Source organism: Paenibacillus hexagrammi (genome assembly GCF_021513275.1).
In the GTDB taxonomy this organism is placed as follows: domain Bacteria; phylum Bacillota; class Bacilli; order Paenibacillales; family NBRC-103111; genus Paenibacillus_E; species Paenibacillus_E hexagrammi.
The window spans coordinates 3697822-3714776 of sequence record NZ_CP090978.1 but is presented as its reverse complement, the minus strand read 5'-3'; the positions used below and the strand labels follow the sequence as shown (position 1 = coordinate 3714776).

The following is a 16955-nucleotide window of genomic DNA, read 5'->3' as shown; positions in this document are numbered from 1 at the left end:
AAGCAAACTGCCAGCCACCATGCCAAATGCTATGTACATATACGAACTTCCTTTGATTAGATTTAAGTAGCAATCATAATATTCCCATAAACTAAAAAAATAACACAGGGGCTGACATGGAAATTAAGTATTCACCAAAGCATTAGTAAAAAGAGCTGAGAGGATATTGCGCTAGAAAATTGAAGCCTCTATCACATCCTTACAAAGAAGGATACAATAGAGGCCTTTCTATGTTTTACTTTTGTGGGCCGAGCTCTTTCAGGGCTTGGTCTACATATTGACTGTCTAGTACTTGAGAGGTATCGAGCTTCTTATTAATAGCTTTTACCGAATACAGGAAGTCGGCTTGCTCTTGATGAGCTTTCGCGAATTCAGGCGTTATGGATGACAAAATAGGTACACTATTTTTTAACACATCCACGATAATCGGTTTATCGAGCTTCTGGGATTTCACCAGTTCATCGGCAATTTCATCTTGATGCTCTACGTAATATCTTCGAGCTTCCTCATAGGTTTTCAAAAAGAGAACCGTCAGGTCCGGATGCTGCTTGGTAAAGTCCGTTCGTGCGATGAGGAAGATCGGCGCGTTAATGTTCAAATCTTCACCGGAAACAAGAATTTTGGCTCCTGTTTGGTACACGGCTGTAGTCGCATAAGGGTCCCAAATGGACCAAGCGTCGATCGCTCCGCTATCCAACGCAGGTCTAGCTTCATCAGGTTGAAGCTGTATGACTTTGACATCGTCACCTTTTAACCCTGCCTTATCGATCGCCATGTATAAGAAGTTGTAGGCGCTGCTTCCTTTGGCTACGGCCACTTTTTTACCTTTTAAGTCTTTGATATCTTGGATCGGACTATTCTTCGGAATGACGATCATATTTCCTTTTTTACCATCACTGGTCACGCCGATCGCCTTAAAATCCACACCTCCGACTTGACCGGAGATCACCGGAGTTCCCCCTGTGCTGCCAAAATCGAGACGGCCTGCCGCGAGAGCTTCAAAGTGCGGAGGACCGCTTGCGAACTCGCTCCAAGCTACATCTGCGCCTACAGCGGCGAAGGCTTTTTCGAAGTAGCCTTTTTCTCGGGCAAATACAAGTACGCCGGTTTTTCCTTGGACTCCAATATTTACCGTAACTTTCTCTTTCTCTTTCGGTTTAGAATCTGAAGCAGCTTGAGCACTTTGAGCAGTTGGGGTTGTAGTCGAAGCCGCCCCGTTAGCAGGTGATGAAGCATCTTTGCCGCATCCTGCCAGAAGTACAATGGAAAGTATGGAAAATATCGAAATGAATCTGAAATGCCATCGTTTATTTGTCATCTTCAGTTCCCCTTATCATGAAAATCGAATTAATGAATAGCAAGCTTGTTAAATCGGTTTGCAGGCTTGGCAAGCCCTAGATGCTCGCGCAGTGTTGAGCCACTGTATTCGGTTCGAAACAATCCCCGGCGCTGAAGCTCCGGAATAACGAGATCTACGAATTCCTCCAGACCTCCGGGTAAGTAAGGAGGCATGATATTGAACCCATCGCAAGCTCCATCCGTGAACCAGTCTTCTAATTGATCTGCGATGGTTGCCGCTGTTCCGGCGATAGTTCGGTGCCCGCGCGCACCTGTAACTCTGGCGATCAATTGACGAATGGTCAGATTCTCTCTTCTTGCCATATCCAAGATAAGCTGGTATCGGCTTTTGCCTCCATTAATATCCGTTGAATCAGGAAGATCTGGGAGCGGTCCATCTAACGGGTATGAGGAGAGGTCCACACGTAGCATATTTGAAACCATCGAAAGGCCGACAGCGGGATGGACGAGTTCCTGGAATTCCGCTTCTTTTTCACGTGCTTCTTCTTCTGTACGTCCGATGATGGGCAGGATGCCTGGAAGAATTTTTAAATCATCAGACGTTCTGCCGTAGGTGGGAAGTTTGCTTTTCAAACTATTGTAAAAAGCTTTGGCTTCCTCTTTAGTTTGCCAGGCTGTAAATACCGCCTCTGCCGTCTGGGCAGCGAAATCCTGCCCTGCCTCTGAAGAGCCGGCCTGCACAATAACCGGGCGTCCTTGCGGGGTTCTGTTCACGTTTAATGGTCCATGTACGGAAAAATGTGCCCCTTCGTGCTGGATCGCATGTACTTTTGATGGATCGGCAAATATACCTGTCGTTTTATCTGCGATGACCGCGCTTTCCTCCCAACTGTCCCAAAGCCCGGTAACCACATCGACAAATTCTTTGGCCCGCTCATATCGCACTGAATGCTCCAAGTGGTGATCGCGACCGAAGTTCTGAGCAGCGATTTCCATACTTGTTGTCACTGCGTTCCATCCTGCACGGCCTCCACTCAAATGGTCCAAGGAGGCGAACTTCCTCGCTACATGGAAGGGTTCGCTGTAAGTGGTGGACACCGTGCCTACTAGGCCGATTTTCCTGGTTACGGATGCAAGCGCCGATAAGAGTGTCAATGGTTCAGCTCGAACAGGAACTGTGTATCGGATAGCCGTCTCCAGTCGTTCGGGCAGTGTGGGAATGTCCTCGATGAAGACCATGTCGAACTTCCCTCGCTCAGCTGTCTGCGCGAATTTTCGATAAAAATCTAGTGTTAGTAAACCGAGGGTATCAGTATGAGGATAACGCCAGGCTGCAACATGATGGCCGACACCGAAAATAAATGCGCCTAGGTGGAGCTTCTTTTTATTACTTGGTGTACTCATAGGGATCGATCCTCTCTATGCGAAATGTTCCGCTTGTGTGGCGGCTGGTGCATGGTATTTGCTTGCGGGCCGATGAAGGCCTAGATGCTCCCGCAGCGTTGAGCCGCTGTATTCGGTTCGAAACAAACCCCGGCGCTGAAGCTCCGGAATGACGAGGTCAACGAATTCCTCCAGCCCTCCCGGGAGGTAAGGAGGCATAATATTGAAGCCGTCGCAAGCTCCGTTTACGAACCATTCTTCCAGCTGATCGGCAATTTGAGCTGGTGTGCCGTATATGGTTCGATGCCCGCGGGCGCCGGTTACGCGATAAATCAGTTCGCGAATGGTTAGTCCCTCGCGGTGCGCCATATCAGCGACGAGCTGGAAGCGGCTTTTGCCACCATTAATTTGTGCGAGCTCTGGCAGCTCGGGGAGAGGACCGTCAAGCGGATACCCACTCAGATCCACACCGAGTGAGGAGCTAAGCATGGACAGGCCGACTTCGGGCACGACCAACTGTTGAAGAAATGCTTCTTTTTTTTGGGCTTTTTCTTCTGTAGCAGCGATGACAGGGAAGATGCCAGGCATGATCTTGATATCCTCCGGCGAACGTCCATATTGAATAGCTAGAGACTTGACACTCGAGTAAAACCTCTGTGCTTCTTCAAGCGTTTGCCATGCCGTAAAGATGACCTCAGCTGTTTGAGCGGCCAGATGTTGACCTGTCAGGGAAGCGCCGGCTTGAATGATTACGGGTCTGCCTTGTGGAGAGCGGGGAAGATTAAGCGGTCCTCGAACCGAGAATTCATCACCTTTATGATGAAGTTCATGAACTTTGCCAGGGTCAGCGAACAAGCCGGACTCCTTGTCGGCGATAATGGCTTCATCTTCCCAGCTGTCCCAAAGCGAAGTGACGACATCGACGAATTCCTTGGCACGTGCATAGCGCTTATCATGCTCTGGGTGTTTCGATTTGCTAAAATTGCGTGCCTCTTCATCTCTGCCGGAGGTGACGACATTCCATGCAGCGCGCCCACCGCTAAGATGGTCCAATGTAGAAAATTCGCGGGCAAGATTATAGGGCTCGTGATAGGTGGTGGATACCGTACCGGCTAAGCCGATTTTGTCTGTTACACCAGATAGATAGGACAAGAGAGTGAGCGGCTCTGGACGTATTGTAACCGTATGTTTGATTCCGGTTCCCGATCGGTCGATAACCGCGAGTGTATCCGCTAGGAACACCATATCGAATTTTCCCCGTTCGGCTGTTTGGGCAAAGTGCTCATAGAACTCATGCTGCAGCAGTCCGCGAGTTTCCGTGTCGGGATAGCGCCATGCCGCAATATGATGACCAACTTGGAAGAGAAAGGCGCCTAGATGGAGTTGCTTCTTTGGGTTTTCAGACAATGCATATTCCTCCTTTGTTCGATAAGACGCAAAAAAGACTCCGCAACGCTGTTCATGACACGAACAGGAAGGGAGCCTTTGGCGATCCAATCGGCTGTAATTTGAATGATGAGAGTCATATTAGCATGATAATTCCGATTAATCAAGTGGGGAAAATAAGAATTTGTTTTTCGATAAGTATTGTATTGACGAGGGGAATGTGACAATGCTAAGCTAAACTCACAATTAATTCCGAGTAAACAAGTGCGAATTGATGAATGAAATAGGGTCTACCGGTCAACTGGAGACTTCCTACCGTTCCTTGATGTAAGTATGGAACGAAGCGGAAGTCTCCTTTTGTTTTGTACCAAGTAAAATGCTGAAGGAGGAGTTTCTAAATGAGTGTACTGTCATTAGACATCGATTTGCCGCACAAATGGTTTCATACGCCACAAGGTACCAAGGTTGAGGCACTGCACAATATTAAGCTAACCGTGAAACAAGGCGAATTTATCACAATCATAGGCCCGAGCGGATGCGGCAAAAGCACGCTGCTAAAAATCATAGCAGGATTGGATACGGACCACACTGGCAAAGTACATCTGGATCATAAGCAGGTCGATAAACCTGGAATCGACAAAGGCTTTATTTTTCAGGAGCATCGATTATTCCCTTGGCTGACAGTTGAAAAGAATATTGCAGCGGACCTCAATTTGAAAGACCCGGAAGTTCGGGCCAGAGTTGATGAACTGATCGATCTGGTTAAGTTAAAAGGATTCGAAAAGTCATATCCCCGCGAGCTGTCGGGCGGTATGTCACAGCGAGTAGCAATCGCACGCGCTTTATTGCGAAAACCGAAGGTGCTGCTGTTGGATGAACCTTTCGGAGCGCTCGACGCTTTCACCCGATCCCATCTCCAAGAGGTGACCTTAGACATTTGGGAGAAAAATCGGACTACGATGATACTTGTCACGCATGATATTGATGAAGCCGTATACCTTGCAACTCGCGTAGTTGTCATGAATGCAAGACCGGGCACGATCCGCAAATTCATTCCGATTGATCTTCCTTATCCGAGGAAAAAAGCAACTTCGTCATTTTTAGAGCTGCGCAAAATGGTCCTTAGTGAATTTGAACGTGTGGATGAATTGGAACTGATCGACAGTTCGGGTATCTAATCAGAGTATTCTTACTATTAAGGAAAAGAGAGGGATCAGATGATGAGCCAAGTGGAAATTGTACGAAAAGCAAGCAGCCAGTCCATAACGAGAGCAAATCTAGATAACAGCTCAGCTCGGGAGGCTTCCAGGGGGACAGCCGGAAGGTTTAAAAGTGATAAATGGAAGCAAATTGTTAGAGGTTCTATTTTACCATTGCTTGTCCTGGTGATTTGGCAAATATCCGGTTCTTTAGGTTTTGTGTCTAAGACAATGCTTCCGACACCATATGAGATTTGGCTAGCATTTTATGACTTACTCAGAAGCGGAGAGCTGTTTCGGCATTTGGAAATTAGTATTTGGCGCGCAGCCGTAGGATTTTTGTTAGGAGGAAGCTTGGGACTGGTATTCGGACTGCTTGTTGGTTTATTCCGCAAGTTGGAGCATTCCGTCGATCCATCGATTCAGATGCTGAGAACGGTGCCTCATTTAGCTATTACACCCCTGTTTATTCTATGGTTCGGTTTTGGGGAATTTTCAAAAATCCTACTAATTGCGAAGGGGGCCTTTTTCCCTCTCTACGTACAAACCTTTCTCGGTATCCGGAGCGTGGATTCCAAGCTGTTCGACGTGGCCCGCGTACTTGAGTTTAGTAAATTCAAGCAAGTGACCAAGCTAGTGCTGCCCGCAGCGCTACCTAATATATTACTCGGTCTGCGGCTTTCTATTGGTGTCGCCTGGTTAGGTCTGGTGGTTGCCGAATTAATGGGTTCGAGCGAAGGCGTGGGATATTTGATCCTGGATGCCAGACAGTTCTCTCAGACGGCTATTGTGTTTGTCGGGATTATCATTTTCGCTATAGTTGGCAAAGGCTCCGATTCGCTTGTCCGGATCTTGGAGAAGAGACTGCTGAAATGGCGGGATAGCTTTAATGGGTAATAGATTCATCGTTGGAAGCAGCGCAAATAGGCGTCTGCTTTTTTCTTTTATCCACCGAATCTGATTATTCATCTGACTAAACATAAGAACCTGCATTTACAATAACTTAACCGCCTATCATATTGATCCTGTCACTGATCTATATTAGCATTTCTTATGTAACTCGATACATAATGTATCGAGTTGGCGTATCAAGTGTGGCGTGAGAGCGGTTGCGGGTGCCGTTACATATTCCGCATTTATCGATGGTTGAAGAACGCCGTTTGAAATTAGGAGGTGGTAGTGGTACTGGACAACCCTGACTGGATAGAAAAGCGGAATAAAAGATAGGATTACCTCGTTAAATGTGATTCTCCCTTTCGCTTACAATATGAAATGATGAAGCGGTTTCAACCAAGGAACGGACGAAAGGGGAAGATGAAATGAAACATGATGTCATCACCCGGGGAAGAACATGCATTGACTATGGAAAGAGGAGGCAAAGGAAGTGAGCAGAAACACCTCGTTTAAAGAACGTGCGCTTATTGTCATCATGGCTTGTACGTTGATGTTCACCGGTACTTCATCCGCCATGCTGGCTGAAGCGAATACGGGAGAGGCGGACCCGACTTTACCTAATGAATCGGCGAATGTGACTGATTGGAAGGTGCAAGGGGATGGCTCTGACCCAAATACCGTCATACAAAATGTTTATTCCGACAACGGCGCTTCACTTGCTGTACCGCTAGTGATGCAGCAATCGAATGCAAAAGAGCATGGCTTGCTAGGTGAGTACTATACAGGAACTGACACGTTCGGCTTTGGGGAGCATAAAGCAACGACTGTTATTACGCAGATCAATTTTACGAATCTGGATCCGGTGCTGCAAAGCTGGACAGGGAAGCAAGATAATGCCAATGCCCGTTGGAGCGGTCAGATCATGCCTCCTCAAACGGATACCTATACCTTCTATATGATCGGTGATAACGGATTCCGCTTGTGGGTGAATGACCAGCTTGTCATTGACCATTGGGTGGACGATTGGGATAAGGAGCAGACGGGGATACCGATTACTTTGGAAGGCGGAAAAAAATACAGCTTCAAAGTGGAATACTTTGAGAACTATGGCGGTTCGAATTTATATCTCCTTTGGTCTACACCTACGATGGCGAAAACGATTGTTCCGGCTGACGCTTTTTACTTGCCGCAAAATTACATAGGACCAGTAGCTGGGACTGTCGCAAGTGATGGTAGGAGTGTTTCGCTAAGTGTGTACTCGGACATGAATCCGCTGCCGGCGTCGCTGCTTCAGCATTTGACTCTACAGGCAGATGGTACATCCATTCCTATTCAGCAAGTGGAGCAGGGTAGTGAGCTTTCTACACTCAAGTTGAATGCGGCCTCTGTGATCAAACCCGATCAGATCGTAAACGTTATGTATGATGGAGCTGCGGGACTTCAGGCAGCCGATGGCACGGTTGTTGGAAGCTTCACATTTAGTCCCGTGAATATGTCAGAAGCAGAAGATTATTCACCATTCGCCATCGCGATGTCTTTCTATGGCAGTCCTAAGACTAACCGATCGTTTGCTTGGTATACGAATTACAACATCCCGGAGCATGCACCAGCGGATAGCAAGGACAGCATCGTTGAGGTGGTGCCGGCCGATCAGGAATTCGGATCACCTGCGGTTAAACGCTATACAGGGAAGCCGGAGGATACGAGAGTTCTGGAGAACCTGAAAATCACCAATTCTACCAACGGATCCTTCATCAGCCATAAAGTGCTCGTCGACGGATTAACGCCAGGCACTGCCTATAAATACCGGGTAGGTAATGACGGCAACTGGAGCGCTGCGGGTACATTTACGACTGAGGCAGATAACGAGAATGCTTATGATTTCTTATACATGACGGATTCACAAGGCTCAAATACACAAGAATACCAGACTTGGGGGAACACGCTCAAGAACGGCTTAAGTGATTATCCGAACGCCAAATTTTTGGTTATGACCGGAGACGAGGTTGATGCGGGTGCGTTGGAAAGCCAATGGCTGGACTACTTCGGTCAAGCGCAGGACAAATTCATGAAACTGCCGGTCATGGCTGCCGTCGGTAACCACGAAGGTCCTTATAACGATAACTATTATTACCATTTTAATTATCCGAATGATTCGATTGACGATCCGTTGCCGCCTGGCAGTGTGTACGCTTTTGATTATGGTGATGCCCACATTATGGTTCTGAATACGATGGATATTGGCTGGGATGACCGCCAGAAGGCATCGTTCGATCAGGAGATAGACTGGCTGAAGAGAGAAGTTGCCGAAACGGATAAAAAATGGAAGATTGTAGCCTTCCATAAAGCGATTTATTCATTGGGTAACCATGCGATTGATTCGGATATCTTGGCGCTTAGAAGCAAAATGTACCCGATTTTCGATGAGCTTGGCATCGATGTGGTTTTGCAAGGACATGATCATACCTTCATGAGATCGTACCAAATGTATCATGACAAACCTGTCGAGAACGTGGAAAAAGACGCAGACGGCAATGCGCTGAATCCGGACGGCACGCTGTATATGATTAACAATTCGGCGGGGAAAAAGTACTACGATCTGAAAGACGGTGTAGACAGATATTATGCAGCGACCTACCAGCAGCCGAAGAAGCCGATTTACTCGGGTATTCGGATGACGGAGGACAGCTTTACGATCGATTCCTACATTTCAGGTGAAGAGCAGCCTTTTGACACCTATACCATTGTTAGAAAGGATTCGAAGCCTGCTCCCGTCGAGCAGCTTTCGGCTACAATCTCAGACGGTAAGAGCCTGTTATCCTGGCATCAACCTCAAAATGATCAAGCGGAGGATGCAGTTCGAGGATTTAGAATTTACGAGACTCAGGGAAAACTGGGCAAGAACTGGAGTGTTTATGTTCCAGCTGTCGAAAGCCAAGAGAGCTACCAATATACGATAGAGGGTATCGACCCAAGTAAGGCTTATGAATTTGCGGTTAAGGCTGTCGACAAGCGGGATAACTCGCTTCCCGTTACCGTTAGCACGGCAGTTGCGGCGCCGACGAACCCCGTGGCGGACGATGGACGCAACACATTCGGGTGGACGAATGTCCCCGGATTCGACGACCCGTCCAGCTATGAATACAGTGTTGACGGCGGAAGCAGCTGGATGCCGGTAACGGCCAATCCTCAACCGATCGGGAACTATGACTATGCAGCGGGCTCGGTGATGGTGCGCGTGAAAGGCGACGAAGCTGCGGAAGCTCCGCCTGGTGCAGCTCTTGCTTCCCAAAGCGCCTTCACAGCGGATAACAGCTTAGGCAAGTATTCCTTTACAGGCGAAATGAAAAGAGGTCAGCAGTTGCAGCTCGACGTGACGGTGGAGAAGCTGGATGCGGATTATCATGACGGCGCCTATGCGGTATTTGAGTTGATGGACGGGGATGCTCCGCTCCTGATTAGCGCGGTTCCGATCGAACAGGACCAAATGAAGATCTCTCAATATTTTCATGTGAGCGGAGAGAATTACAAAGTAAAAGTGTTCATATCCGATCAATTTAACAGTGATTTGAACGTACAGAAGCAGCTGGCAAGACCGCTCCTGTTCCAATAACGTAAGGGAGGATGGAAGACGTTGAAGACTTATAAAGCGGCCTTTATAGCATTGTTACTTACAGTCTCTCCGCTTTCCGCTCATGCAGCGTCCTCCGTCGCACTGAATATAAGTGCGGCGGAAGTGCTGCGTGGCGGGGAGATCGACATCTCTGGGACAGTTGACAGCAATGTGCATGAGGTTTCGGTAAAAATTATTAGCCCGGCTCAGACTGTCTTCTATATCGATCACATCTCAGCTTCAGAGGGCAGCTTTTCTAAGAAGATCGCCATTTCGACGAATGAAGATTTTACTCCATATGGGGTTTACAGTGTGGTTGCAGGTACCGAAGACGGAAGTGTTGTTCAAACATTCTCTGTTGTCGATGAGATTGGAGGCGGCCCGGAAACGGATCCGGGGTCTAATCACGGCGGACATTCCAGCTCACCAGGCAGCTCGAGCAATGCCGCGAATCCTGAATCGAACACATCCATTCCTCTTAGTGCAGGTACAATGAAAGCTGATGTCCTGAAGCCGGACCTGGCTGAGGACGGGCGATATCTCATCGGCAGTGCAACGTGGACTAGTGCGATTGAGCAAGCAAGCGGTTCGATCACGATTGAGCTGCCTGCATCCTCCGAACAGTCCGGGCAAGCGTTGGAGTTTCCGGCTGAAGTCTTACAGAGCCTTAAAGAGAAAGAATTGGATTTGATCATCAAATCCGAGAGCTATACCATGCGCTTTCCGGCCGGTTCGATACCCGCATCGGGCGAAGCGGGGCAGCGGCTTCGTATTATGATCAACTCCGTGTGGTCGGATGAAGCTAAAGATGCCGTTCTTTCTTCGATTAAATCAAACCCGGATTATCATGCACCTGGCATGGCACTATCGGTTGAGATTCAAACTATATCCGGCGATCAGTCTACTCCGATTCATAAGCTGAATCAACCCGCAGAGGTTACGTTCAAGCTGACGAGTGAGCAGGCAAAGCAGATTTCATCTAATCTTGCCGGTGTTTATCAGGTGGACGGTGGTCGACCGGAATACGTCGGAGGCTATATTCATGACGGCGAGATGACGTTTAAGGCCGGGCATTTTTCAACGTATACGATTCTCGAGTTGGAGAAGAAGTTTGTGGATACATCGAGGCACTGGGCAGAGCCTTCAATCAAGTCGCTTGCAGCCAAGCATATTGTTAGCGGTGTCGACGATCAGCATTATGAACCGAATCGTGGGATCACCCGTGCAGAGTTCGTTACACTGCTGATGCGTGCGCACGACTGGACCGGGCAGACTCCGAATAAGGCGGGAAGCAATCCGTTCTCGGATGTGGCAGCTGGCCAATACTATTCCGGGCAGGTGGCGAAAGCGGCGTCATTAGGCATTATTTCCGGTTATAACGGCGCATTCAGGCCTGCCGACAGCATTACGCGTGAGGAAGCAGTGGTAGCGTTGGTGAATGCGAAAGCCTATTTCAACTTGACGCAGTCTGACAAAGGGACGCCACGCTTTGAGGATCAGGACGAGATTTCCGACTGGGCCAAAGCGGCGGTTAAAGAAGCGTTCATGGCAGGCCTAATCGAAGGGGACGGTACACATTTTAACCCAAAACAATCCGTTACTCGGGCTGAGGTCGCTGCCATGATTCAAAGATTGCTGCCCAGCGGCTCTTTATAACAAATAGGGAGGAACCTATTGCAATGTGGAAAAAGTTGATTCCAGTTTGGATGATGTTCTTGCAGCTGTTTGGCATGGTCGAGCCGGTTGCTGCGAATACGGCATCCTCTGCACCCGCATCCTTCTCGACAGATCAAGCTGTCAAGACGAGAAATGTGGCCTTGGATGCGCAAGTGACAGCATCAGGTCAATGCAACAGCAATGAGATGGGGAAATACGCCGTGGATGGCAAAACCGATACCAAATGGTGCGACAATACGAGCGCAACCATCAAATGGCTGAAGCTGGACTTGGGCAAAGTATATAACTTGAACGAATGGACGCTAAAAAATGCTGCGATTAATGAATCGGCTAACAGTCCGTTCTGGAACACGAAAGACTTCCGCCTGCAAAAAAGCGATGACGGCAAAACCTGGGTGGACGTCGACGTTGTCAAAGACAACGTTCAGACGATCGTCGACCGTTATCTCCCTGAGCCGGTTGCGGCAAGGTACATCCGCTTGTATGTGAGCAAGGGAGCCTACGATAGCAATACCGTGCGTTTGTATGAACTCGAGCTGTACGGCGTGGATGAGGATCAAATCCCTGCCTATCCGGCAACGAATCTTGCACCTGTCGATTATGTCAATCCGTTTATCAATACGTTAGGCGATAACGGTCAGACGAACCCGGGTCCAACCATGCCGTTTGGTCTCGTATCCCTTGGACCTGACAGTGATGGAGGGGCATTCAGCGGGTATTACTACCAAGATAAATACTTGAAAGGCTTCTCACACTTAAGGTTCAATGGCGTAGGCTGCAGCGGAGCCGGAGGCAATATTTTGATGATGCCGGAAACCCGTGTTTTTACGAAAAATAGCAGTGAATATAAGCAGCAGTATATCAAGAGCAGCGAGCAGGCATCCCCCGGTTATTATGCTGTGAACCTTGCGTCCGGGATCGGCGTTGAGCTTACCGCATCGGACAATGTCGGGTTTCATCGTTATACTTTCCCGGATACAAGCACCGGTTCCGTATTGGTCGATCTCTCCAACTCTTATGCCGGTATGCTCGATGCCAACCTGAAGGTGGAGAACAACAACGAGATTTCTGGCATGATTAAATCGCAGAATGTGTGCGGACATGGCTATTACACCATGTACTACTCGATTCAGTTTGATCACGACTTTGATTCCTATACATCCTGGCAGGGAGACACTACGGGAGCAGTCGCAGAACGCACAGGCTCTAACAGCGGAGTTTGGGTCAATTTCGACACAGCGGATCACAAAGTCATTCAAGCTAAAGTAGGACTTTCGGCAGTTAGTCTGGAGCAAGCTAAGTATGAGCGTGATCACGATATTGCGAATTGGGATTTTGAAGCGCAGCATGCCAAGATCAGAAACGCTTGGAGCGAGCTGCTGAATAAAGTGGAAGTTACGGATTCCAATGAAGAGAACAAGAAAGTATTTTATACACACCTCTACCATACGTTCCTTCATCCGAAAAATGTAACCAGCTCACTTGGCACCTTTAAGGCGGGAAGGGACGAGAATACGATTCGTCAGGCATCCGAGCTGGGAGCGGATTTCCAGTATTATAACGGATGGACGACGTGGGATGATTTTCGTAAATATGCCCTGTTTTCCGTGCTAGTGCCGAAGCAGTACAACAACATGGTGAAATCCTTGGCGGACTTGTACAAAACCAGAGGCTCCTACACCCAGTGGGGGGACGGCTACTGGCCTAGTCCGACGGTACGTAATGAATTTAACGGTGCGGTCATTCTCGATGGCTATGCCAAGGGCTTTACCGATATCGATGTGCACAAAGCGCTTCAAGGAATGGCCGTGGATGCGGACAATTTCTCGATCAGCGAAGACGAAATATCCGGGAAGCTGGAAAAAGCGAAAAGCGGATATTTTCCAATGAAGCTTGCTGAAATGATCGGGGATCAGGTTACGTATGAGAAATACAAACCTCTCGCCATGTCCTATAAAAATCTGTGGAATCCGAATCAAGTGGATGAAAATGGAAACAAACTGGGATTCTTTACGCCTAACGCGACTACTGTAGACAAATCAGATGTCACGAAGGTTGATAAATTCGCTTATCAAGGTAACCTTTGGTCGTACCGCTGGTCTGCTTCTCAGGATATCAACGGACTCGCTGCTTTAATGGGCGGCAAAAGAGAAATGGCAGTGCAGCTGCAGCAATTTTTCAAAAATAATGAATATGTGGTGATTAACGAAGAAGACTTGGATGCCCCGTATTTGTTCAATTATTTGGGTATGCCGTATTTGACCCAGTATTATGCGAGGCAGTACACGACGGAGGTTGTGACTCAAAAGTATCATAACCATGGCGCGTATGCTTACCCGATAAAAGCACGTGTGTACCGGACTGATCCGGAAGGGTATCTACCGTCGATGGATGATGACGCGGGTGCGATGTCTTCCTGGTTTGTATACAGTGCCTTGGGGCTGTTCCCAGGCAATCCCGGAGATGCAAATTTCTTGATCGGTTCACCGATCTTCTCTGAAGTGAAAGTGCATCTAGACGGAGGCAAAACGTTTACGATCAAGGCCAATCAGGTTTCCAGCACCAACCGTTTCATTCAATCTGCATCATTGAACGGGAACAATTTTGATCAGGCCTGGATTCGTTATGCCGATATCATGGCTGGCGGTACTCTGGAGTTTGAGATGGGTTCACAGCCGAATACGGACTGGGGAGCATCACCGAACTCGGCTCCGCCCATGACGGATTACAGCGCCAATGTCGAGAATACGATCAGCCGTCAGTCGCTCATTGCTGAGGGGGCGGATTGGAAGTATCGTGACAACGGCCAGTACCCCGGCAGCGGATGGAAGGCGGCAAACTTTGATGACAGCAGCTGGGCTTCCGGTCCTGCCGCGCTTGGCTACGATAACACGAAGTATGCAAAAACGATGGTAAGCTACGGTCCGGATGCGAACAACAAGTACACGACCACATACTTCCGTAAGTCTTTCGAAGTCTCGGATTTACAAGGGTTGATCGAGCTGGACGCTTCCCTCATTCGTGACGACGGGGCGGTCGTATATGTAAACGGTCACGAGGTCATTCGCACCAATATGCCTGCGGGCCATATCGAATACAGCACCTTTGCGAATGCAACGGTGGGCAATGAACGCGATCGGAATGTCTATTCCATTGATCCGTCCTATTTGGTGGAAGGTACGAATGTCGTAACTGCAGAAGTGCATCAGGTAAATGCGACCAGCTCGGATATTGCATTCGATTTCAGCATGGAAGCCGTTAAGCAAATGGTACGACCGGATGCGCCGAGTCATCCTGTCGTTGACGATACGGCCAATACTTTCGGCTGGACCTTCGTGCCTGGCTACGAAGAGGCAGGAGACTATGAATTTAGCGTCGACGGAGGCAGAAGCTGGAGCGCTGCAACCGTGAACCCGCAAACGGTAGGACCTGCTGCTTATGAAGCGGGCAAGGTACAGGTGAGGGTGAGAGCCGATGAGAGCCGCAACCGTGCGACGGGTCAGACCCTTGTTTCGAATGCTGCCTATACATCAGATATTCAGTGGAATGTATATGATCTGAAGGCGGATGTGAAACGAACCGGCAATATGGTTGTCGACATTACGGGTACGTTGAAGGCTGACTATACCGACTCAGCTGTTGCTGTGATCCAGCTTATCAACGATGAAGGCCAGACGATATTGTCCAGTAGTGCCCCTGTTACAGTCGGCAGCTTCAAGACATCGCAAATGTTTAACGTCCATGCCAGCAACTATCAAGTGAATGTCTATCTGGTGGATGCCTACAACGGCAACATCTATGATTCTCTATGGCTTGCGGAGCCGATTGTATCCCATGCAGAGCCTAGGCCAGAGCCGGGCCAGGACCCGGATACGCCGGGAGGAGAAGATCCGCAGCCTGAGCCCAAGCCGGATCCGCTTCCGATTCCGGAACCTGAGCCCGAGTTACCGGATGTGCCTGTTGAACCGGACCCACCAGCAGAGGATGTTAAGACGATTCAGTTTGAAGACAAAAGCGAGTGGACTACAGCTGTGAATACGTTTAACGGCAGCCCGCTCAAAACCGAAAGCGGTAATGGCGGAACCGTTGTTGCCAACACGTTTACCGGCGCATGGCTCTCCTATGCGAATGTAGATTTCGGGACCGAAGGAGCGAATCGCATCACCGTAGAATACACGGCACCATCCGACAAAACGCCAAATGACGCAGCGCTTGAGTTCCGATTGGGCGCAGCAGACGGTGAACTCGTCGGTACGCTTGCCCTGCCTAATACAGGCACAGGCTGGGGACCTTATCAAACGGTAGCAGCTTCCTTGAGCAAAACGATAACCGGTGTACAAAATTTGTACATCGTGATGAAAGGCAGTACAGACAGTGCCCATCGATACATGGGTAACTTTGACCGCTTCACTTGGAGCTACCAGAAGACGAGAACGGATTACAATAAGCTGGAGCTAGAAAGCTTTGACGAATGGTCTGCGGGGGTCAATCCTGTGAACAATGGACCGCTGAAGACAGAGGGCGGAAAAAGCGGCCAGCAGGTTGCGAATACGTATAACGGCGCATGGCTTGCCTACAAAGGGATGGACTTCGGCAGCGCCGGTGTGAATCAGCTTTCCATTGAGTATGCAAGCAACAGCGGCAATTGCGCATCAGATTCTGCGGTCGAAGTTCGCCTTGGCGGAGTGGACGGCACTTTAGTCGGAACACTAGCTGTACCTCCGACAGCAAGCGGTTGGGGAACGTACAAAACGGTAACGGGTAATCTCACCCAAACCTTGACCGGTATTCAAGACGTCTACCTTGTGCTTACGGGAACTACCGATTCAACCTTCAAATATCTCGGTAATTTCGATAACGCCAGTTTTACTTCCGGGTCCATGCGGACTGATGCTGCCAATCTTCAGTTTGAGTCCTACGACGAATGGTCCACAGCAGTGAATCCGGCCAACAATGCTCCTTTAAAAACAGAAACATCAGGCAGCAGAAAGCAGGTTGCGAATACGTATAACGGCGCGTGGCTTGCTTACAAGCGAATGGACTTTGGCAGCACGGGAGCGAACCAAATGTCCATCGAGTATGCAAGCAACAGCGGCAATTGCGCGGCCGACTCGGCCGTGGAGGTTCGACTGGGCAGCGTGGATGGCACTTTAGTCGGAACGCTAGCTGTACCTCCGACAGCTAGCGGTTGGGGAACGTACAAAACGGTAACAGGCAGCTTGACCCAAAAAATTACCGGTATCCAGGACGTCTATCTTGTATTTACAGGGACGACCAGTTCGACTTATAAGTACATCGGCAATTTCGATAACGCCAGTTTTTCGTTACTGCGATGATGCGTTAGCGATGTATGACGGTTGAAGCGCTAGAGCGAAGCTGGTACAGAGTAGTATAAAGTGCTGCGCAGGGCGGTACTCGAGGGACCTTAGACGGGTTCCGAGGGTGCCGTTTTCTTATTGAATTTCACTAGTTAGCTTCAAGAGTTAATCGACGATTGATCGTCA

8 protein-coding genes are annotated in these 16955 nt (G+C 48.9%); 5 read left to right on the top strand and 3 right to left on the bottom strand.

The genetic code is table 11. The features are described 5' to 3' along the window. Positions 1-235: 235 nt before the first annotated feature. From L0M14_RS16905 to L0M14_RS16895, 3 genes are read right to left on the bottom strand one after another with little or no spacing between them, the layout of a single operon-like run. Entirely contained in the window at positions 236-1318 is a 1083-nt protein-coding gene (locus L0M14_RS16905; RefSeq protein ID WP_235117842.1) for an aliphatic sulfonate ABC transporter substrate-binding protein, read from the bottom strand. A 29-nt stretch (positions 1319-1347) separates the two neighbouring features. Beyond that, the gene (locus L0M14_RS16900) at positions 1348-2703 is read right to left on the bottom strand and encodes an LLM class flavin-dependent oxidoreductase (protein WP_235117841.1); all 1356 of its coding nucleotides are present in this window, start codon (positions 2701-2703) and stop codon (positions 1348-1350) included. Positions 2704-2718: 15 nt separating this feature from the next. After that, positions 2719-4089, bottom strand: coding sequence for an LLM class flavin-dependent oxidoreductase (locus tag L0M14_RS16895; protein ID WP_235117840.1), 1371 nt, complete (start codon positions 4087-4089; stop codon positions 2719-2721). 377 nt (positions 4090-4466) lie between these two features. Between L0M14_RS16895 and L0M14_RS16890 the strand changes: the two genes are divergently transcribed. From L0M14_RS16890 to L0M14_RS16870, 5 genes are all read left to right on the top strand, one after another. Then, a complete protein-coding gene (locus L0M14_RS16890) occupies positions 4467-5246 on the top strand; it encodes an ABC transporter ATP-binding protein (RefSeq protein WP_235117839.1) in 780 nt (259 codons plus the stop codon). Between the two features lie 39 nt (positions 5247-5285). Beyond that, positions 5286-6164, top strand: coding sequence for an ABC transporter permease (locus L0M14_RS16885; RefSeq protein ID WP_405030788.1), 879 nt, complete (start codon positions 5286-5288; stop codon positions 6162-6164). Between the two features lie 487 nt (positions 6165-6651). After that, positions 6652-9774 carry a PA14 domain-containing protein gene (locus L0M14_RS16880; RefSeq protein ID WP_235117838.1) on the top strand — a complete coding sequence of 1041 codons (3123 nt, stop codon included), beginning with the start codon at positions 6652-6654 and terminating at the stop codon, positions 9772-9774. 21 nt (positions 9775-9795) lie between these two features. Continuing rightward, positions 9796-11430: an S-layer homology domain-containing protein gene (locus tag L0M14_RS16875; protein ID WP_235117837.1), complete on the top strand. Its 1635-nt coding sequence runs from the start codon at positions 9796-9798 to the stop codon at positions 11428-11430. A 23-nt stretch (positions 11431-11453) separates the two neighbouring features. Continuing rightward, entirely contained in the window at positions 11454-16787 is a 5334-nt protein-coding gene (locus tag L0M14_RS16870) for a GH92 family glycosyl hydrolase (RefSeq protein ID WP_235117836.1), read from the top strand. The last annotated feature ends 168 nt before the right edge of the window (positions 16788-16955 follow it).